This is a genomic window from Salinibacterium xinjiangense (genome assembly GCF_014645015.1).
Taxonomy (GTDB): Bacteria; Actinomycetota; Actinomycetes; order Actinomycetales; family Microbacteriaceae; genus Rhodoglobus; species Rhodoglobus xinjiangensis.
In genome coordinates this window covers 1-18,739 of the sequence record NZ_BMLC01000003.1, presented here as the reverse complement: position 1 = coordinate 18,739, position 18,739 = coordinate 1, and the positions used below count along the sequence as shown (strand labels likewise).

Sequence of the window (18,739 nt, the reverse complement as noted above, 5' to 3'; positions counted from 1 at the left end):
CCGCTATGACCCGGATAATCGCAGGGTGGGCAGGATCGCTCACCATCGTCGTGCCCGGATCCGGCACCAGGCCCACCAGTGACCGCGTTCGTGAGGCGATCTTTTCCGCGCTCGAGGCGAGAGACGCCATTGCCGGATTGCGGGTGCTCGACCTGTACGCCGGATCGGGCGCGCTGGGGCTCGAGGCGGCGTCCCGCGGCGCGACCCACGTGACACTCGTCGACCGCTTCATCCAGACCGGCAAACTGAACGCTGCGCGCATCCTGAAGCAGGCGCCGAAAGGCAGCAAGCCAGCCATCGAATCGTCGGGGCAGGCTGTGCAGCCGTTTCTGACCTCGGCTCGCGCCTTCTGGGACCTCGTGTTCATGGATCCGCCCTACGATCTCGGCCTGCCCGAACTCGCGCACAACCTCGACGCCCTCGTGCCGCGGCTCTCGCCGGGTGCCATCGTGGTGCTCGAGCGCAGTTCGCGCACCCCGGAACCGGAGTGGCCCGAGGGGCTCGAGCTCGAACGCCGTAAGGACTACGGCGACACTGCCCTGTACTGGCTCAGCGCGCTCTAGCCCTGCTTACAGCACCGCGCAGGTCAGCCGGCCTCGCCATCCCACCCGCGGTACGGGTCCCAGCCGCTCGATTCGATGTACGGTTCGCCGTCGACCAGCACCCCGACACCGGCCACGACCATCCCGATCGCCCGGAAACCGCCCGGCAGAATCGTCGTCGCCGGGAACGTGGCGAGCAGGCTGTGATCCTCTCCCCCATCGAGCTGCAGCTTTCCGCCCACGGCCGCACTCGACAGGTCGAGCGCTACGCCACTGGCCGCGGCAAGCCGACGTGCGTCGATGGCGAGCCCGTCGCTGAGGTCGAGCATGGCGGTCGCTCCGGCGATCGCGGCGGCGGGCCCGTCGGCGATCGGGGGCTGGGGCGCCAGTTGGGCGGCGATGGCGGCGGCGTGCTCGAGCCTGAGCCGGGCGGCGGATGCGACATCCGGAACCGAGTCGACGGTTCCGTGCTCGAACAGCAGTCGCAGCCCCTCGGCGGCGGCCCCCAGCACGCCAGACACCGCCACGACGTCACCCACCACGGCACCGGAACGGAGCACCGGCGCACGGCCCTCGAGGTCGCCGAGGGCTGTCACGGCGATAGTGAACACCGTCGAGACAGAGAGATCACCGCCGACGACTCCACAGCCCGGGGCGAGCGAGTCGCAGCCATGGCGAAGCCCGTCACTGAACTGCTCGAGCACGAGCACGGGAGTGTCTGCGGGCACGGCGAGCGCCACGACGAGCGCAGTCGGCACGGCTCCCATGGCCGCAATATCAGAGAGGTTGGATGCCGCGGCCTTCCATCCCAGGTCATAAGGGGTCGACCACGCGAGCCTGAAATCCGGGCCGTGGATCATCATGTCCGTCGTTATCACGACCCTGCCGTCCGGTGCAGCGACCACCGCTGCGTCATCACCGGGCCCGAGTAGCTCGCTCGCCGCCGCGGGAAGCCGAGGGAAGATCCGTGCCAGAACCGCCTGCTCTCCGAGGCTGCCGAGAGTGTCGAGGATGCCGAGAGTCCCGGCCGGGCCGGAGATCTCAGCAGGCCCAGGGATCTCAGCAGTCGTCATACTTCACACGGTAACCTGGATTCCGATGAGATCGACCCGCGCAACCCTGGTCATTGCGCTGACCGCACCCCTCCTGCTGCTGTTGGTGGGGTGCACGCCCGCGGTCGTGCTGGATGCCGCGGATGACGCCGCGAATCCCGCATGCGCACCCGCCATGGTGCGACTGCCCGACACCGTGGGCGAACTGGCGGCCCGCGAGACCGACGCCCAGTCGACGGCCGCCTGGGGCCAACCCGCGTTCGTACTGCTACGGTGCGGGGTTCCGTCTCCTGCGCCCACCGCGACGCTTCCGTGCATCACCGTCGACGGCATCGACTGGTTGCGCGACGACAGCAATGACCCCAACTTCGTCTTCACCACCTACGGCCGTACCCCCGCTGTCGAGGTGATCATCGACAGCGATGGCAACCCTGACGTGACCAACGATGGGGTCTCCGGTTTCGATGTGCTCAGCGAGCTGGCTGCCTCGGTCAGCGAGATCCCGGCCGATCGCACATGCGTCTCGCCGGAGGTTGCCGGCAGCTGAGCGAGGCGCGGGCACCGAAAGTCAGACCAGCCGGGACCTGAGATCCACCCAGGTGGCTTCGAATCCCGGATGAAGCGGCAGCCCGACCACGTCGTCCAATGCCACCCACGCGAGCGCGACGCTCTCTGCGTCGCCGATGACCGGCTCGAACACCACCATGGCTTCCGCAACGATCGTGGTGTACGTCCAGACGCCCCTGTCCAGCACGGTGGAGAACATCACCCGCAACAGCTCGGGGTCGACACCGGCTTCCTCGTTGGCCTCCCGCATCGCACCCGCAATCGCACCCTCGTCGGGTTTGAGCGCACCGCCGGGAAGGCCCCACGTTCCACCGAAATGACTCCACAGGGAGCGATGCTGCAGAAGAACTCCGAGATCGCGATGCCAGACCAGTAGCCCGGCAGCACCGAAACTGCCCCAGAACTTCTCACCGTTCTCGCCGTACACCCACTCGTCGCCCGGTCCTCGTGGTCGGCGGGGGAGGCTGTTGGGGAGCGGATCCATGAACTCGACGTTAGCCGATCACGCTGGCGAATCAGTGACGGCCACCGGGTCTATCCGGGTCAGGTGCGCTTGCGCTTCTCCCGCACTCGCATGTTCACGTTGATGGGGCTGCCCTCGAAGCCGAAGATCTCACGCAGGCGACGCGTGATGAACCGGCGGTACTGCGGATCGAGGAATCCGGTGGTGAACAGCACGAACGTCGGCGGGCGCGATGCTGCCTGTGTGCCGAACAGGATGCGCGGCTGCTTGCCTCCGCGTACGGGGTGCGGGTGCTCCTGCGTGAGTTCGGCGAGCAGGGCATTGAACTTGCCTGTCGGGATGCGGGTGTCCCAGGAGGCGAGCGCGAGTTCAAGGGCCGGAACGAGCTTCTCGAGGTGGCGACCGGTCTTGGCCGAGATGTTCACGCGGGGAGCCCACGACACATGAGAGAGGTCCTGTTCGATCTCACGCTCGAGGTACACGCGGCGCTCGTCGTCGAGCAGGTCCCACTTGTTGTAGGCCAGCACGAGCGCGCGACCGGATTCGAGCACGAGATCGACGATCTTGAGATCCTGCACACTGATCGGTGCAGACACGTCGATGACGACGACGGCGACTTCCGCCTTCTCTAACGCGGCTGAGGTACGCAGGGTGGCGTAGAAATCTGCACCCTGGGAGAGGTTGACGCGGCGACGAATTCCGGCGGTGTCGACGAAGCGCCAGAACTTACCGCCCAGCTCGATCTGCTCATCGACGGGATCACGGGTGGTGCCGGCCATCTCGTTGACGACGACTCGCTCCTCCCCGGCAGTCTTGTTGAGCAGGCTCGACTTTCCAACGTTCGGCTTCCCGAGGATGGCGACGCGACGCGGTCCACCCACCTCCTCCTTGGCTACGGCGGAGATCTCCGGAAGGATCGTCAGGACGTGATCGAGCAGGTCAGCAACACCACGGCCGTGGACGGCCGAGACGGGCCACGGCTCGCCGAGTCCGAGAGACCAGAGCGCTGCGGCATCCGGTTCCTGGTGCACGTCGTCGACCTTATTGCCGACGAGGATGACGGGCTTCCTGGTAGCGCGCAGCATGCGAACGACGTGCTCATCGGTGGATGTCGCTCCCACCGTGGCGTCGACGACGAACAGCACGGCGTCTGCCAGGTCGATCGCGATCTCGGCCTGCGCCGCTACGGAGGCGTTGATGCCCTTGGCGTCCGGCTCCCAACCACCGGTGTCGACGATGGTGAAGGAGCGGTCAGCCCATTCGGCCTTGTAGTTGACGCGGTCACGCGTGACGCCGGGAGTGTCCTGGACGACGGCCTCGCGACGACCGATGATGCGGTTGACGAGCGCGGACTTGCCGACGTTCGGTCGACCCACGATCGCGAGCACCGGAAGCGCTGGCAGGTAGACGATCGCGTCAGGGTCTTCGGATGCGAGATCGAGAATGCCGAAGTCTTCGTCGTCGAGGTCATAGTCGGCGAGACCCTGGCGCAGCGCGCTGGCCCGCTGGGTGGCCTCGTCGTCGTCGATGCCCCTGATGCGCTCGGCGAGCGCCTCGTCGATCTGCGGGAAGTCGTCTTTTGCGGAGGCGGTGTCGTCAGCCATGGCTTTTCCTTAGGGGTTATGCGGACGGTGCTTATCAACTGCACTGTGCTTGTCAGCTTCACGGTGCTTATCAACAGCACCGCGCTTATCAACAGCACTGTGCACGAGACCCACGACAGCCTGCACGGTCTGTTCGAAGTCGAGATCGGTGGAATCGATGGTGGTGACACCATCTGCGGCGTTCATGAAGTCCACGACACGCGAATCCTGCGCGTCCCGGGAACTGAGCTCCCGTGCTGTGGTCGAGGCGTCGACCCCGGTGAGTTCAGCAGAACGCCTGCCCATTCTAGCTTCTTCGGTTGCCGTGAGCAGAATCCGCACTCTCGCATCGGGCGCCACGACCGTGGTGATGTCGCGGCCCTCGACGATGATCCCGCCGTTCGGCACGCCCGCCATGATCTTCCGGAACAGCGCCACCAGATAGCTGCGCACCTCGGGAACCCTCGCTACGCTACTGACGATCTTCGTGACGCGGGGCTCCCGGATGTCGCCGGTCACGTCGTCACCGCCGACGCGTACGAAATATGCGTCGGGGTCGGTGCCGATCGAAAAGTCGAACTCCGACAGGGCATCCGTGATGCCGTCAGCACCGACGGTGTCGATACCGCGCTCCAGGCAGAACCACGCCAGCGCCCGATACGCGGCTCCCGTGTCGAGATAGGCGAACCCGAGTTTCGCCGCTGCGGCTTTGGACACGCTCGACTTGCCGCTCCCCGCTGGGCCATCGATCGCGACGACGGTCGTGTTCATGCGAATGCTCCTGCAATCTTCCAGCCCCGGGCCGACAGCTCCGAGACGAGTCGTTCTTCGACTTCGGGCAGCACCGAGATCTCGGCAAGGCCGATCTGCGCACCGGGTGAATGCTCGAGCCTGAGGTCTTCCATGTTGACCCCGGCCTCACCGATGTCGGTGAGCAGCCGCGCAAGCTCGCCCGGGGTGTCATCCACCTTCACGACGATCTGGCTGAAGTGACTCGCCTGGCCATGCTTGCCGGGAATGCGGGCAACGCCCGCGTTGCCACCGGCGAGCGATTCGGCGATGGCGCGGCGGGCTCCCGGTGCCGTCGGCTGCTGGAGGGCGGCGATCATCGCGTCGAGGTCGTCGCGGAATGCCGCCAGGATCTCTGCGACCGGCTCGGCGTTGGCACCCAGGATTTGTACCCAGAGCTCGGGTTCGCTCGACGCGATGCGTGTGGTGTCACGCAGGCCCTGGCCGGCTAGCGCGACAGCGGAATCGGTGGCTCCGGAAAGCCTGCGCGCCAGAAGGGATGCCACGACCTGCGGAGTGTGCGAGACGAGGGCGACATTGCGATCGTGCTCCCCAGCCGTCATCTCCATCGGGATCGCCCCGAGGTCGAGGGCGAGCTGTTCAACCTGGGCTGCCCTGCCGTAGCTGATGGCGTCGTGACCGGCGATCACCCAGGGTCGGCCGATGAAGAGGTCGGCCCTGGCCGAAATCGCTCCGCTTCGTTCGCGGCCCGCCATCGGATGTGAACCGATGTACCGGGAGAGGTCCACACCCAGTGCGCGCAGCTGTTCGAGCGGGGCCACCTTGACGCTGGCGACATCCGTCACCAGCGCGATCGGGTGTGCGGCGAGCTCCGCCGCCACCACCCGCGCAACCACATCGGGCGGCACGCAGACCACGACGAGTGCGGGCAGGTCGCCGTCAGCGGCTGGCCGGCCGGCGCCGTAGTCGATCGCGAGGTCGAGTGCGGACGGCGACACGTCGTCGAGAATGACGTCGACGCCGCGCTCCCTCAGCGCAAGACCGATGCTCGCCCCGAGGAGTCCAGCCCCCACGATCCGCACCGGACCTTCCAGCCGGCGGTCACTCACGGGCGCTACTCTCCGGCTCGACGGGCGCCTCGGGAGCGGCAGCGTCCTGGCCACCCCGGGAAATGGTCAGCAACTCGCCCAGCTCGGCCTTCGTGAGGTCACGGGTGCGGCCGACACCGAGCGACCCGAGGTGGAGGGGTCCGAACTGGCGCCGCACCAGCTCGATCACCGGGTGACCGACGGCGTCGAGCATCCTGCGCACGATGCGGTTGCGGCCGGAGTGCAGAGTTACCTCCACCATGGATGCGCCCCCGGATGCCGTGCCCAGCATTCGCGCCTTGTCGGCGTGGATGGGGCCGTCGTCGAGCTCGATGCCCTTTGTCAGCATGCTGACAGTCTGGGCACTCATGGAACCTGAGACTTTGGCGATGTAGGTTTTGGACACCCCGAATGATGGATGGGCCAGCACGTGTGCGAGCTCTCCGTCGTTAGTGAGCACGAGGAGGCCGGACGTGCCGGCGTCGAGCCTGCCCACGTTGAAGAGCCGCTCGTCGTAGTCGCGCGTGAATTCGCGCAGGTCCGGCCGGCCGGCCTCATCCTGCATCGAACTGACGACCCCGATGGGTTTGTTGAGCATGACGTATCGCTTGGTGGTGTCGAGTTGGATCGCGGTGCCGTCGACTGTCACCCTGTCTGTCGACAGCACGCGCCGGCCCGGCTCTGTGACGATCTCGCCGTTGACGGTGACACGCCCCTGCGCGATCAGGTCTTCGGATACCCGGCGCGAGGCAACACCCGCCGCCGCCATGACCTTCTGCAGCCGCTCGCCCTCGGGGTTCGGTGCGTCGCTGCCATTGCTGTTGCTGTCACTGCTGCTGCCGTTGCTCATCAGGCTCCCGCCGTTGAAAAACCGTCTGCTCCATCGTCGAGCAGTTCAGAGATGTGGGGAAGCTCGTCGATCGAGTTGATCCCGAGCTGTGTAAGAAGAAGGTCGGTGGTCTCGTAGTGGATCGCACCGGTCTCGTTGTCGGTGAACGCCTCGGTGATCAGCCCACGCCCGAGCAGGGTGCGCACCACCGAGTCGACGTTGACGGCGCGAATGGATGCCACTGCGCCGCGGCTGATCGGCTGCTTGTAGGCGATCACCGCCAGGGTTTCCAGCGCAGCCTGGCTAAGTCTCGTCGGATTCTGGGTGAGTACGAAATCGCGCACGGCGCCATCGTGCTCGGGGCGCACATAGATGCGCCAACCCCCGCCAACCTCGCGAAGCTCGAATCCGCGACGCGTGCCGCCGGTGTTACCGTCGTAGTCGGCGACGAGTCGCTCGATCGACTGTCGCACGGCCGCTACCGGCGCTGCCAGCGCGGTCGCCAGCGCCACGAGCGATTGCGGTTCGTCTGCGACCATCATGATCGCCTCGATGCTGCGTTCGAGGTCGACGACTGCCTGGGCTGTCGAGTTCGTTTCAGTCTCAGTTTCCATAGTCACTCCCGAGGTTGGCGAGGCTGTCGTCGGTCCAGTGTTCGACCGACCAGCGGATGTGCAACTCGCCGAGCGGTTCGACCTGGTCGAAACCGATGAACGCTCCACGGTACAGCTCGAGCACAGCCAGGAAGCGCGCGATAACGACGCCCCTCTGCTCTGCACCCGAGATCAGCTGGCGAAAGGTCAGGACCTCACCACGTCTCAACATCGCCACGACGTAGGCAGCCTGCTCCCTTATCGATACGAGGGGCGCGTGCAGGTGGTCGAGACCGACCGACGGAATCTCGCGAGGGGCGAAGGCGAGTGAGGCGATAGCAGAGAAGTCGTCGAGCGTCATGGTCCAGACCAGCTCGGGCGTCTGCTTTCGGTACTTCTCCTCCAGCCGCACCGTCCTGATATGCCGGGTGGATTCGGCGTCCCACTGAGCCGAGAACCACTGGGCGGCCTCCTTGAAGGCGCGGTACTGCAACAGCCGGGCGAAAAGGAGGTCCCGCGCTTCGAGCAGCGCGACATCCTCGGCGTCGACGAGTTCGCCCTGCGGGAGCAGCCCAGCCACCTTCAGGTCGAGCAGTGTCGCTGCCACGACAAGGAATTCAGTCGCCTGGTCGAGCTCTGCCTCGGAGTCGAGCCCGCGCAGGTAAGAGATGAACTCGTCGGTGATCTTCGAGAGCGACACCTCGGTGATGTCGAGCTCGTGTTTGGTGATGAGGGAGAGAAGCAGGTCGAACGGACCGTTGAAGTTGTTCAGGCTGACGGAGAAGCCGACGGGGGGCTCCACCGGTTCGGCAGCGATTGCGTGTCCGGTGCCGACGCCGTCAGGCGACAGCGCCACGGGAGATCAGTTCTCTGGCCAGCTGGCGGTACGCCTGCGATGCCGCGTGCTCGGGAGCAAAGCTCGTGATCGGGGCACCGGCGACACTGGCGTCAGGGAATTTGACAGTACGGCCGATGACGGTCTCCAGGACACTGTCGCCGAAGGTCTCGACCACCCGGTCGAGCACCTCGCGCGAGTGCAGGGTGCGGGAGTCGTACATGGTGGCCAGGATTCCGTCGAGCTCGATGGCCGAGTTCAACCGATCCTTCACCTTCTCGATCGTCTCGACCAGCAGGGCAACCCCACGCAGGGCGAAGAACTCGCACTCGAGCGGGATGAGCACCCCGTGCGCTGCCGTAAGGGCGTTGACGGTCAGCAGGCCGAGCGAGGGCTGGCAGTCGATCAGGATGACGTCGTACTGGTCGCTGACCTTGCGCAGCACCCTGGCGAGGATTGTTTCACGGGCGACCTCGTTGACGAGATGCACCTCCGCCGCAGAGAGGTCGATGTTCGCCGGGATGATGTCGAGGTTCGGATAGTTCGTGTGGACGATGGCCTCGACCGGGTTCTTCACGGTCCCGAGAAGCAGGTCGTAGATCGTCGGGACATCGTGCGTCTGCACTCCGAGCCCGGCGGAGAGCGCACCCTGCGGATCGAAGTCGATCACCAGCACACGCCTGCCGAGTTCGGCCAGTGTCGCCCCCAGGTTGATGGTGGTCGTCGTCTTGCCGACGCCGCCCTTCTGGTTGCAGAGGGAGATGATGCGCGCGGGTCCGTGGCCCTTCAAAACCGGCGGTTCTGCGAAGGTTCGCAACGGCCTGCCAGTGGGCCCCTTGACCGGTGCTTCCATGCCGGACAGCACCGCCGAATCGTCCCTGTGCACCGTCATGGCTCCACTGTACGGTGCCGATTTTGGGAGCAACTGCCGCCACGCGAGCGGCGCGCGCGGTTCGCCTCTACCAGAGGTTGAAGGTTATTACTCGTCAACGCGCCCGGGGATGCGCGGTCGTGTACATATCGCGCAGCGTATCGGCAGTGACCATCGTATATATCTGGGTCGTGGCAACCGATGAGTGCCCCAGCAGCTCCTGCACCACGCGCACATCGGCTCCGCCGGCGAGCAGGTGGGTGGCGAACGAGTGCCTGAAGGTGTGCGGTGAGATCTCGAGGCCGAGCTTCGCTCTTTCCGCCGCCGCCCTGATGATGAGCCACGCATTCTGCCTCGACACCCGGTGGCCCCGGGAACCGAGGAACAACGCGGGAGTGGCAGCTCCGCGCGCGGAAAATATGGGTCGCGCACGCACGAGGTATGCATCGATCGCCGATCTTGCGAAGCTGCCCACCGGCACGATGCGCTGCTTGCTGCCCTTGCCGAACAGCCGCACGATGTCGCCATCGACGAGGTCATCGACGTTCAGTGCGACAGCCTCCGAGATTCGGGCACCCGTCGCATACAGCAGCTCCAGTAGTGCTTTATCCCGCAGGGACTGCACGTCGTCGCCATCGGTTGCCGAGAGCACAGATTCCATCTGTTCGATCGAGATCGCCTTCGGCAGCCGCATCGACTGTTTCGGCGGCTGCACCTCGGATGCGACATCCACCTCCACGATCGATTCATCGAGCAGGAACCGGTGCCAACTGCGCACCGATGACAGCATCCTGGCTGTGGATGACGCGCTCAGCGGCCGCTCATGTCTGGTGCGCAGCTCGTGGGCGAAAGCCACGACATCCTGTGTCGCGATCGCCGACGGGTTGTGGATGCCGCGACCAGCGAGCATGTCGGTGTACGCACCGAGGTCGCGGCGATAAGCCTGCACGGTGTTGGGCGACAGTCCGCGCTCGATCGAGACGTGGCGCAGGTAGCGGTCGACGGCGACCGCAATGTCGACCGCCCCGGAAGTCATCGCGCCGCGCGCTCCAATGGGTGCCTCGTCATCGGAGCGTTGGCATCACCGAGAGTCGTCCAGTCTCTTGCGCGGCCGGCGGCGGCAACGAGCGCGGCGATCACGAGAATCGAGTTCTGCACGTCACGCGCGAGCACCGCGTCGACCACCTCATCGAGGGGAACCCAGCGCACCTCGATTCCGGCTTCCTCCGCGATGCGGTCGAATACCTCTGCGGTGTCGGTGATTCCCCGAGCGAGGTAGACGCGGAGCACTTCGTTGCTGCCCCCCGGCGAGGTCATGAAATCGGCCAGCAGGTTCCAGTCGGCGGCGACCTTGTCGACCTCCTCGGCGAGTTCACGCTGTGCCGCGAGAAGTGGTGGCTCACCGGCTATGTCGAGCAGGCCTGCCGGCAGCTCCCACTCGCGCAGCCTCACGGGGTGCCGGTACTGCTTGATCAGCAGCACGCGGTCGTGCTCGTCGAGGGCGAGCACGGCGACGGCCCCGGGGTGATCCGTGAATTCGCGGGTGATCCGGTGGCCGTCGAGTTCGAAGGCTTCGCGCCGAATGTTCCATACCTTGCCCTCGAACACGATGTCGGTGCTGGCGACAGTGAGTTCGATCGCATCATCGACGAGCCGGCCGGACCCGGACGGGTTGTCAGGCATCGACCGCGGTGACCGCAGGGTCGTCGGAACTCTCGGCGACCTCGAACAGCCTGCTGGCCTGCTGGCGCTCGAGCGCCGCGGTGATCAGGCCGCGGAACAATGGATGCGCGTGGTTCGGTCGCGAGCGCAGCTCGGGGTGCGCCTGGGTGCCGACGTAGAACGGATGCACGTCGCGGGGCAACTCGACGAATTCGACGAGGGTACGGTCCGGGGAGATTCCGCTGAACTGGAGGCCGGCCGCGCCGATCTGCTCCCGGTAGGCATTGTTGACTTCGTAGCGGTGACGGTGCCGTTCCGCGATCGTGGTGGCTCCATAAAGCTCCGAGACGATGGATCCCGGCGCCAGCGCGGCCTCGTAGAGCCCGAGTCGCATGGTGCCGCCCATGTCACCGCTCGAGATGATGTCGACCTGCTCTGCCATCGTCGCGATCACGGGAAACTCGGTGTCCGGATCGAACTCCGACGATGAAGCACCGGAGAGCCCGGCGACATCCCGCGCATATTCGACCACCATGCACTGCATTCCCAGGCACAGGCCGAGCGCGGGCAGTCCGTTCTCACGGGCGAATTTCAGTGCTCCGAGCTTGCCCTCGATGCCCCTGACCCCGAAACCTCCGGGGATCACGATTCCCTCGAGGTCGCCCAGCTTGCGCGCTGCACCCTCGTACGTCTCGCATTCGTCAGACGGCACCCAGCGGATGTTGACCTTCGTCTGCTGCGCAAAGCCGCCAGCCTTGAGTGCTTCGGTGACCGAGAGGTAGGCATCGGGCAGGTCGATGTACTTTCCGACGAGGCCGATCGTGACCTCGTGTCGAGGCTCGTGCACTGCCGTGAGCAGTTCACTCCAGCCGTCCCAGTTGACGTCGGATGCCGTCAGCCCGAGCTGCTCGATAATGTACGCGTCGAGACCCTGGTCGTGCAGCATGGTCGGGATGTCGTAGATAGATGGCACATCGACGGCGTTGACGACGGCGTCCTCGTCGACGTCGCACATGAGGGCGATCTTGCGTTTGTTGCTGTCAGACACCGGTCGGTCTGAGCGAAGCACGAGGGCGTCCGGCTGAATACCGATCGACCTGAGGGCCGCCACCGAGTGCTGGGTCGGCTTGGTCTTCTGCTCGCCCGAGGCATTCATGAAGGGCACGAGTGAGACGTGCACGAAAAACACGTTCTTGCGGCCGAGCTCATGGCGAACCTGGCGTGCAGACTCGATGAACGGCTGGCTCTCGATGTCGCCGACGGTTCCACCGATCTCCGTGATGATCACGTCGGGAGCCTGCTCGCCGCCTGGTCCGGCCTGCGCCTGCAGTCGCATCCTTCGCTTGATCTCGTCCGTGATGTGCGGGATGACCTGGACCGTGTCGCCGAGGTACTCGCCGCGGCGCTCCCTCGCGATCACCTGAGAGTAAATCTGGCCCGTCGTGACATTGGCTGCCTGGTCGAGATTGATGTCGAGGAATCGCTCGTAGTGCCCGATGTCGAGGTCGGTTTCTGCACCGTCGTCGGTGACGAACACCTCGCCGTGCTGGAACGGGTTCATCGTGCCGGGGTCGACGTTGAGATATGGATCGAGTTTCTGCATGACGACCCGCAGGCCCCGAGCCGTGAGCAGGTTGCCGAGACTGGCAGCCGTAAGCCCTTTACCGAGGGAGGAGACGACTCCACCGGTGACGAAAATATGCTTAGTTACGAACCGCTCAGAGTTATCCACCACGGGATTTCATCTTATCCCCGATCACTGCCGCTCGCTGTGACTCGCAGGTATTGGTCATGGATCCGGCAGATGTGGAGCACGGTCGTGCTCGATGCTATTGCTGGAGCTCCTGCGCTATATCCAGCAGCTCGCGAGCATGAGCCAGTCCGCTCTGGGAATCCGGGAGTCCAGACAGCAGTCGCGCCATCTCAGAGATCCTGTCTTCGCCCAGGAGCTGGGTCACGCTGGAGGCCGTCACTGCGCCGTCGCTGTCCTTGCTCACCTGCAGGTGATTCGTGGCGAATGCCGCGACCTGGGCGAGGTGGGTGACGACGATGACCTGCGCAGTGCGGCTCAGTCGCGCGAGCCTCCGGCCCACTTCGATTGCTGATGCCCCGCCTACGCCAGCATCGATCTCGTCGAAGATGAAGGTGGGAACCGGGTCATTGCCCGCGATGACGACCTCGATGGCGAGCATCACACGGGATAGCTCTCCGCCACTGGCGCCCTTCCCGAGCGGCCGTGGTTCCGCACCGGAGTGCGCCTGGAGCAGGATCGAGACCTGGTCTTTTCCGGTATGCGAGTAGTCCGGGCGGTCGTCGACGACGACAGTCACCCTCGAGTTGGGCATCGCGAGCGCCGCCAGCTCTGCTGTGACGCGTTCCGACAGGGCCACGCCGAATTCACTGCGGATGGAACTGAGTTGCTGCGCGAGTTCGATGACGCTCTCGCGATCGGTTTCGACCTCACGTTCCAGTGATTCGATTCGCGTGGAGTCGTTGTCGAGCTCCAACAGCCTGCTGCTGCCAGAGTCGAGGTAGTCCAGGGTGTCGTCCAGGCTGGGGCCAAACTTTCGAACGAGGGAGTTCAGCTGGGCGAGACGGTCGTTTACGACGTCGAGCTCGCGAGCACCATCCGCATCGAGGGTGGCGAGGTAGCGTGACAGCTCCCCCGAGATCTCAGTGACGGCGATGGACGCCTCGGCAACGGTCGTGGCGATCGCCGCGAGCGCCGCGTCATGGTCCGCCACGCGCTCGAGTTGCCGTCGGGCGGCCGTCAGCAGGCCAACGACATCCGTGGATTCGTCCGACACCTCTGACGACAGCATGGCTCTGGCTTCTCCGGCCGCGAGCCGCAGTTCCTCGAGATTGCCGAGTCGGTCCGCTCGCTCACCCAGTGCACGGTCTTCACCGCGGGTCGCGCCCGCGGCCTCGATCTGCGCCATGGCGTCTCGCAGGTCGTCGGCCTCGCGGGCGCGCCGATCGCCTTCGGCCATGAGCAGGTCGAGTTCGCCCTGGCGGGACTGCCAGCGCGCAAAGACGTCCTGGTATTCGCCGAGCACACGCGATACCGACGCCCCGGCAAACCGGTCGAGGGCTTCGCGCTGGGCCATGGATGATCGCAGCCGAACCTGGTCGGACTGGCCATGTACGACCACCAACTGGTGACCGATCTCATGGAGCACGCTGACGGGAGCGCTGCGCCCGCCGACGACGGTGCGTCCGCGGCCTTCCTGCGAGATGGACCTGCTCAGGATCAGTTCGCCGTCGTCGAGGTCTCCCCCGGCATCCCTCACCCGCTCGGCGACAGAGCCGGAGTCGTCGATTTGCCAGCGTCCTTCGACGACCGCCTGCGAGCTTCCGGAGCGGATGGCCCCGCTGTCCGCCCGGTCTCCGAGAAGCAGGCCCAGGGCCGTCACGATCATGGTCTTTCCGGCACCGGTCTCGCCGGTGAGTGCGGTGAAGCCCGGCCCGAGCGGGAGTCGCGCTTCGCCGATCACACCGAGATTGTGAATGGTGATCTCTTCGATCACGGTCGCTGGTCCTCGTCGTCGAGTGGCCCACGCCACCCGTTGACCGGCAGGTTGAACTTGTTGACGAGACGATCGGTGAACGGTCCCTGCGAGAGCCGCGCGAGCCTGACCGGAACGGGAGAACGCCGCACGATCACCCTGGCGCCGCGGGGAAGATCGCGGGTGCGCCTGCCATCGCACCACAGCACCCCGGTACCCTGCGTGCGGTCGAGAACTTCCACGGCGAGCGTCGAATCCGGACCGACGACCAAGGGACGCGCGAAGAGTGCATGCGGGCTCAACGGCACCAACAGCATCGCGTTCAGGCTCGGCCAGACGATAGGCCCTCCCGCCGAGAACGCGTATGCGGTAGAACCTGTCGGTGTCGACATCACGACCCCGTCACAGCCGAACGATGAGAGCGGTCGACCGTCGACTTCGATGACGACCTCGAGCATGCGCTCCCTGCTCGCTTTCTCCACCGTCGCCTCGTTGAGCGCCCAGGTCTCGAACACGACCTCGGCATCCACTTTGACCCGCACGGACAGCGTCATGCGTTCCTCGACCAGATAGTCCCGGGCGAGGGCCCTGGTTACAGTGTCAGTGAGATCTTCTTTGTCGCTCTCGGCGAGGAATCCCACGTGACCGAGATTGACCCCCAGCAGCGGAACGGAGCATCCACGAGCCAGTTCGGCTGCCCTCAGAATCGTTCCGTCACCCCCGAGCACTATGACGAGTTCGAGTTCCCCGATCTGCACGGTGTCGCCGAGCAGTGCGATGGGTGCGAGGTCGTGGGCGACGGCGAGGACGTCATGGTATTCGTCCCGCGACAGCACGGGGGTCAGTCCGTCAGCGATCAACTGACGGCACACGCTGATGGCGGCATTGCGAGATTCCGCGCGGCCCATGTGCGCCACGATGAGAATGTGGCGGTCGGATGTCACGGTGAATGCCCCTTCATCGTCGAACACTGCTGATTGTCCAGTACTTTCGTCGCCAGGCTGTGTCAGCGGTTGGCGGTTATCGCAGAAACCTGCGCAGTCCATTCTGTCGGATTGCTGCCCGAGCTCGCGCTCAGCCAGACGAGATACTCCTGATTTCCAGAGTTTCCCGCTAGTGGGGAGGGGATGATGCCCGCGGTCGGAAGGGCGAGATCCCAGGCCGCCCAGAGCACCCCCATCACCGCATCGTCCCGACGTCCGGCGTCACGCACGATCCCTTCGCGGATGCCCGTTCTTCCGACCTCGAACTGCGGCTTCACCAGCAACACATAGTCAGCATCGAGTCCTATCGATGCGACAAGCGCTGGCAGCACTGTTGTGAGCGAAATGAAGGAGATGTCGCCGACAACCAGTGTCGGGATCTCGGTCGTGCGAGCATCGGCTGCGAGCGACGCAGCAGTCATGTAGCGGGCGTTCGAGCCCTCCACGACCGACACCCTCGCGTCAGAGCGAATGGATGCCGCGAGCTGGCCGTGCCCCACATCGAGCGCGATCACGTGCCTGGCGCCACGCTCGAGCAGCACTTGCGTAAACCCCCCGGTCGACGCCCCGACGTCGAGCGCGAGGAGCCCCGTCGGATCCACGCTGAAACTGTCGAGCGCCGCGATGAGTTTGTGCGCGGCCCGGCTCACGTAGTGGTCGCTGTCGGCCACCGTGATGCCCTGGCTCTGCGTCACCTGCACCGAGGACTTGACGACGGGGGTGCCATCGACGCTGACGAGTCCGTCGGCGATCAGCTTCGCGGCGTGGGTGCGTGACCTGGCAAGGCCCCGGGTCGCGAGGGCTGCGTCGAGCCGCTGGGCGCCGTCAACCACGCGAGGCCGTCGAGTCTCCACCCTCGAGCCTGCGCTGCAACGTGTCATGCACCCGTGCGAACGCGGCAGCCCGGGATTCGAGCGGCTGATCCTCGATAACACGCAAGCGTGACAGCAGGGAATTCGAATCGAGCTCGATGGCGTCTGCAGTCGGTTCCTCGTCGCCCGAATCGGTCATGGTCACGAATATAGTTCCGGTGGAACCTCGAGGGCATAGATCGCGAGCCCGGAATTCCAGATTGCCGCGGAACCCGCCCTGAGCAGGTCGATACCGTTGCCCGAGTCCACAGTGAGCACGTTTCCGACGCGGCGAACAGCGGCGTTCCCCACGATGGTGATCGTTCCGCCCGCAATCTCACGGGTCTCCGTGGCCGGATATGGCTCGAGCAGCCCCCGAAGATCGTCGACGATGAACGTCGGGCGCTCTGCCTCGACGGCAGCAAGCACCTGCTTCGGCCCATCGATGCCCGTCAACACGAGTACCGACGGGATTCCGGAGCGATTGGCACCCAGGATGTCGGTATCGAGTCGATCGCCGATCATCAATGCGGCTCGCGAGCCGAACCTGTCCAGGGCCTCAGTGAAGATCGCGACCTCGGGCTTCCCTGCGACGATCGGAAGGCGACCCACCGCGGTGTGCACCGCCGACACGAGCGTGCCGTTGCCCGGCGCCGTGCCGCGCGACTGCGGAATAGTCCAGTCAGTGTTCGTGGCGATCCAGGGCAGGTCTCCCGAGGCACCGTCCCCGTTGAGCGCGAAGGCAGCTTCGGCGAGATGCACCCATCCGACCTCCGGTGCGAAACCCTGAATCACCGCGGCTGGAGCATCGAGCGCTGACCGCGTGACGATGAATCCGGCCTTGCTGACTTCATCGACGAGCCCGTCACCCCCGACGACAAGGATCACCGCACCCGCGTCGACGGTCTGCTTCAGGATGGCGACAGCCGCCTGCGGCGACGTTACGACGTCTGTCGGCACCACGGTGAGCCCGAGCTCCGTCAGGTGCGCGGCGACCGACGCATCAGTGCGTGATGCGTTGTTGGTGATGTACGCAACTCGTGAGGTTTCGGCGATGCGATTGAGAGTCTCCACCGCGTGCGGCAACGCCGTCGGACCGCGGTAGACCACTCCGTCGAGGTCGGTGAGCACCAGGTCGATCCCCGCCAGCACCGAAGTCCCCGCCAGCGCCGAGATGTCAGTCATCGACGAAATGTCAGTCATCGACGTTGTCGTCTTCCGCCGCCTGAAGGGACCTGGCAACTTCGGCGTCATCACGCACATCCTCGATCTGCTCGTTAGCGGTCTTCTCGTCAGCGATGTTTTCTTGAGGGGCCTGCTCTTGAGGGGCCTGCTGGTCGACGGCATCCGACCGAATCGCGTCCTCCTCGATGACCTCGATCGCGTCCTCCTCGATGACCTCGATCGCGTCCTCCTCGATGACCTCGATCATGTCATCGTCGCCGCCCAGCTCGTCGAGCGCGTCTTCAGCCTGTTCCGCCCGGGCGTACCACTGCTCGGCTTCGGCGCCACGACCGAGCTCCTCGAGAACTGTCGCGTAGGCACCGAACAGGCCCGGACTATAGGAGAAGGCCGTCTCCGGATCGAGTTGCGCAATCTCCAGCTCCACCAGGGCGGCCTCAGCATTGCCGAGATCGAGTCGCGCACCTGACATCGCGATCGCAAGCTCAACCTGCACGCCAACCGCGAGTGTGGACCGGGACACGGAACGACCGAGCTCAAGCGCCTTCTCAGGGCGACCGAGCCCCCTTTCACTGTCCACCATCATCGGCAGTTGGTCGTCGCGCCCGGTGATGCGGCGGTAGGTGCGCAGTTCTCGCAGCGCGAGGGCGTAATCCTCTATCGCGTAAGCCGTGATCGCGAGGGTTTCGCGGACCACGCCGATCCGACCGGCGCGCCTCGCTGCCGAGATGGCATGGCTGTGAGCGAGCTGCGGGTCATCCTCGATCAGACGTGCGGCCATCACGAGATGCTTCGCTACGCCCTCTGCGTTCTCCTTGCTCAGGGTCTTCAGCTCGTTGAGCGCAACCCGATCGAGCTGTTTCGGAGTGACATCTTCGGGGATCTCGGGTGCCTCGTGATACGCACGTACAGAGCGGATGCCGAAAGGGTCCCTATCCTCGGGAACCTCTCGCTCCCGGGCGTCCCTGTCACCACGGGCCGGTGCCCCGCCCTTGGTCCATAGGCGCTTCTCACCGGGCTTCGACCCCGGAACATTTTCGGGCCGCTTCGACCACGACGGCTTCTGACCGCTGTCACCCTGGCCGCGCTCGACGCGACCGCGTTCGCCCTGGCCGCCCTGGGTTCGTTCGCCGCGGTCGCGGTCTGAACCGCCCCTGCTGGTACCGCGAGCACCGGCAGCTCCGGAACGACCGCTGGAAGGCCGGCCATCCCTGGATGGGCCGTCACGCCTGGGTGTATCACTCACGATGCTGCCTCTTTCTGGAATCCCAGCGCCCTGCGGGCCCTGCCTGAGCCTAAATCTGAATGACAGCAAATTGCTGGTGCTTAACGCAAAACAGCCACCCTGGCTGTTTTTCAACAGCTGGGGTGGCTATTTTACA

20 protein-coding genes are annotated in these 18,739 nt (G+C 65.4%); 2 read left to right on the top strand and 18 right to left on the bottom strand.

Translation table 11 applies throughout. The annotated features are described in order from the left end of the window. Positions 1 to 5: 5 nt before the first annotated feature. Positions 6 to 563: a 16S rRNA (guanine(966)-N(2))-methyltransferase RsmD gene (rsmD, locus tag IEW81_RS10175; RefSeq protein ID WP_097061431.1), complete on the top strand. Its 558-nt coding sequence runs from the start codon at positions 6 to 8 to the stop codon at positions 561 to 563. A 23-nt stretch (positions 564 to 586) separates the two neighbouring features. Here rsmD and thiL read toward each other — a convergent pair whose 3' ends face one another. Next, the gene (gene thiL, locus IEW81_RS10170; protein WP_097061432.1) at positions 587 to 1,615 is read right to left on the bottom strand and encodes a thiamine-phosphate kinase; all 1,029 of its coding nucleotides are present in this window, start codon (positions 1,613 to 1,615) and stop codon (positions 587 to 589) included. A gap of 25 nt (positions 1,616 to 1,640) precedes the next feature. Here thiL and IEW81_RS10165 point away from each other — a divergent pair, with 25 nt between their 5' ends. Beyond that, entirely contained in the window at positions 1,641 to 2,141 is a 501-nt protein-coding gene (locus IEW81_RS10165; RefSeq protein ID WP_097061433.1) for a DUF3515 family protein, read from the top strand. Positions 2,142 to 2,162: 21 nt separating this feature from the next. On the opposite strand, the gene IEW81_RS10160 is transcribed toward IEW81_RS10165, so the two are convergent. The 17 genes from IEW81_RS10160 to IEW81_RS10080 all read right to left on the bottom strand — a co-directional run bounded on the left by IEW81_RS10160 (position 2,163) and on the right by IEW81_RS10080 (position 18,603). Further along, entirely contained in the window at positions 2,163 to 2,645 is a 483-nt protein-coding gene (locus IEW81_RS10160) for an NUDIX domain-containing protein (RefSeq protein WP_097061434.1), read from the bottom strand. Between the two features lie 59 nt (positions 2,646 to 2,704). After that, complete coding sequence (gene der, locus IEW81_RS10155) at positions 2,705 to 4,228, bottom strand: ribosome biogenesis GTPase Der (protein WP_097061435.1); 1,524 nt, start codon at positions 4,226 to 4,228, stop codon at positions 2,705 to 2,707. A gap of 9 nt (positions 4,229 to 4,237) precedes the next feature. Further along, complete coding sequence (gene cmk, locus IEW81_RS10150) at positions 4,238 to 4,978, bottom strand: (d)CMP kinase (protein WP_097061436.1); 741 nt, start codon at positions 4,976 to 4,978, stop codon at positions 4,238 to 4,240. Further along, a complete protein-coding gene (locus IEW81_RS10145) occupies positions 4,975 to 6,066 on the bottom strand; it encodes a prephenate dehydrogenase (RefSeq protein WP_097061437.1) in 1,092 nt (363 codons plus the stop codon). Before IEW81_RS10145 ends, cmk begins: the two co-directional genes overlap by 4 nt. Then, positions 6,059 to 6,895 (bottom strand): pseudouridine synthase, encoded by an 837-nt coding sequence (locus tag IEW81_RS10140; protein ID WP_097061438.1) that lies wholly within the window; start codon positions 6,893 to 6,895, stop codon positions 6,059 to 6,061. The genes IEW81_RS10145 and IEW81_RS10140 overlap by 8 nt, the downstream gene beginning before the upstream one ends. After that, positions 6,895 to 7,488: an SMC-Scp complex subunit ScpB gene (gene scpB / locus IEW81_RS10135; protein WP_097061439.1), complete on the bottom strand. Its 594-nt coding sequence runs from the start codon at positions 7,486 to 7,488 to the stop codon at positions 6,895 to 6,897. Before scpB ends, IEW81_RS10140 begins: the two co-directional genes overlap by 1 nt. Next, the gene (locus tag IEW81_RS10130; protein WP_373285390.1) at positions 7,478 to 8,323 is read right to left on the bottom strand and encodes a segregation and condensation protein A; all 846 of its coding nucleotides are present in this window, start codon (positions 8,321 to 8,323) and stop codon (positions 7,478 to 7,480) included. Before IEW81_RS10130 ends, scpB begins: the two co-directional genes overlap by 11 nt. After that, positions 8,307 to 9,194: a ParA family protein gene (locus tag IEW81_RS10125; protein ID WP_097061440.1), complete on the bottom strand. Its 888-nt coding sequence runs from the start codon at positions 9,192 to 9,194 to the stop codon at positions 8,307 to 8,309. The genes IEW81_RS10130 and IEW81_RS10125 overlap by 17 nt, the downstream gene beginning before the upstream one ends. Positions 9,195 to 9,288: 94 nt before the next feature. Further along, positions 9,289 to 10,209 carry a site-specific tyrosine recombinase XerD gene (xerD, locus tag IEW81_RS10120; RefSeq protein ID WP_097061441.1) on the bottom strand — a complete coding sequence of 307 codons (921 nt, stop codon included), beginning with the start codon at positions 10,207 to 10,209 and terminating at the stop codon, positions 9,289 to 9,291. Next, on the bottom strand, positions 10,206 to 10,856 hold the full coding sequence (locus tag IEW81_RS10115; protein WP_097061442.1) for an NUDIX domain-containing protein: 651 nt from the start codon (positions 10,854 to 10,856) through the stop codon (positions 10,206 to 10,208). The genes xerD and IEW81_RS10115 overlap by 4 nt, the downstream gene beginning before the upstream one ends. Next, positions 10,849 to 12,570: a CTP synthase gene (gene pyrG / locus IEW81_RS10110; RefSeq protein WP_097061443.1), complete on the bottom strand. Its 1,722-nt coding sequence runs from the start codon at positions 12,568 to 12,570 to the stop codon at positions 10,849 to 10,851. Before pyrG ends, IEW81_RS10115 begins: the two co-directional genes overlap by 8 nt. 94 nt (positions 12,571 to 12,664) lie before the next feature. Then, positions 12,665 to 14,362 carry a DNA repair protein RecN gene (gene recN / locus IEW81_RS10105; RefSeq protein WP_097061444.1) on the bottom strand — a complete coding sequence of 566 codons (1,698 nt, stop codon included), beginning with the start codon at positions 14,360 to 14,362 and terminating at the stop codon, positions 12,665 to 12,667. Beyond that, positions 14,359 to 15,285 (bottom strand): NAD kinase, encoded by a 927-nt coding sequence (locus tag IEW81_RS10100; RefSeq protein ID WP_268236659.1) that lies wholly within the window; start codon positions 15,283 to 15,285, stop codon positions 14,359 to 14,361. The genes recN and IEW81_RS10100 overlap by 4 nt, the downstream gene beginning before the upstream one ends. A gap of 62 nt (positions 15,286 to 15,347) precedes the next feature. After that, positions 15,348 to 16,157 (bottom strand): TlyA family RNA methyltransferase, encoded by an 810-nt coding sequence (locus IEW81_RS10095; RefSeq protein WP_229671355.1) that lies wholly within the window; start codon positions 16,155 to 16,157, stop codon positions 15,348 to 15,350. Next, positions 16,150 to 16,335, bottom strand: a complete 186-nt coding sequence (locus IEW81_RS10090; protein WP_097061447.1) for a hypothetical protein — start codon at positions 16,333 to 16,335, stop codon at positions 16,150 to 16,152. The genes IEW81_RS10095 and IEW81_RS10090 overlap by 8 nt, the downstream gene beginning before the upstream one ends. A 2-nt stretch (positions 16,336 to 16,337) precedes the next feature. Continuing rightward, on the bottom strand, positions 16,338 to 17,360 hold the full coding sequence (locus IEW81_RS10085) for an HAD-IIA family hydrolase (protein ID WP_097061508.1): 1,023 nt from the start codon (positions 17,358 to 17,360) through the stop codon (positions 16,338 to 16,340). A 10-nt stretch (positions 17,361 to 17,370) separates the two neighbouring features. Continuing rightward, positions 17,371 to 18,603 (bottom strand): tetratricopeptide repeat protein, encoded by a 1,233-nt coding sequence (locus IEW81_RS10080; protein ID WP_229671354.1) that lies wholly within the window; start codon positions 18,601 to 18,603, stop codon positions 17,371 to 17,373. Positions 18,604 to 18,739 lie beyond the last annotated feature (136 nt).